This window comes from Kitasatospora sp. NPDC088391 (assembly GCF_044753345.1).
GTDB lineage: Bacteria > Actinomycetota > Actinomycetes > Streptomycetales > Streptomycetaceae > Kitasatospora.
In genome coordinates this window covers 1-1,030 of record NZ_JBIVNB010000031.1, presented here as the reverse complement: position 1 = coordinate 1,030, position 1,030 = coordinate 1, and the positions used below count along the sequence as shown (strand labels likewise).

Sequence of the window (1,030 nt, the reverse complement as noted above, 5' to 3'; positions counted from 1 at the left end):
CTGAGGACAAGCCCTCGGCCTATTAGTACCGGTCAACTCCACCCCTCACGAGGCTTCCATATCCGGCCTATCAACCCAGTCGTCTACTGGGAGCCTTACCCTCTCAAGGAGGTGGGAGTGCTCATCTCGAAGCAGGCTTCCCGCTTAGATGCTTTCAGCGGTTATCCCTCCCGAACGTAGCCAACCAGCCATGCCCTTGGCAGGACAACTGGCACACCAGAGGTTCGTCCGTCCCGGTCCTCTCGTACTAGGGACAGCCCTTCTCAACACTCCTACGCGCACAGCGGATAGGGACCGAACTGTCTCACGACGTTCTAAACCCAGCTCGCGTACCGCTTTAATGGGCGAACAGCCCAACCCTTGGGACCTACTCCAGCCCCAGGATGCGACGAGCCGACATCGAGGTGCCAAACCATCCCGTCGATATGGACTCTTGGGGAAGATCAGCCTGTTATCCCCGGGGTACCTTTTATCCGTTGAGCGACGGCGCTTCCACAAGCCACCGCCGGATCACTAGTCCCTACTTTCGTACCTGCTCGACCCGTCAGTCTCACAGTCAAGCTCCCTTGTGCACTTACACTCAACACCTGATTGCCAACCAGGCTGAGGGAACCTTTGGGCGCCTCCGTTACTCTTTAGGAGGCAACCGCCCCAGTTAAACTACCCACCAGACACTGTCCCTGATCCGGATCACGGACCCAGGTTAGACATCCAGCACGACCAGAGTGGTATTTCAACGGCGACTCCACAACAACTGGCGTTGCTGCTTCACAGTCTCCCACCTATCCTACACAAGCCGAACCGAACACCAATATCAAGCTATAGTAAAGGTCCCGGGGTCTTTCCGTCCTGCTGCGCGAAACGAGCATCTTTACTCGTAATGCAATTTCACCGGGCCTGTGGTTGAGACAGTCGAGAAGTCGTTACGCCATTCGTGCAGGTCGGAACTTACCCGACAAGGAATTTCGCTACCTTAGGATGGTTATAGTTACCACCGCCGTTTACTGGCGCTTAAGTTCTCAGCTTCGCC

At 56.0% G+C, this 1,030-nt stretch carries 1 rRNA gene; it reads right to left on the bottom strand.

The features are described from left to right. Nucleotides 1-2: 2 nt before the first annotated feature. A 23S ribosomal RNA gene (locus ACIQBJ_RS35265) occupies nucleotides 3-1,030 on the bottom strand; the annotation flags it as partial.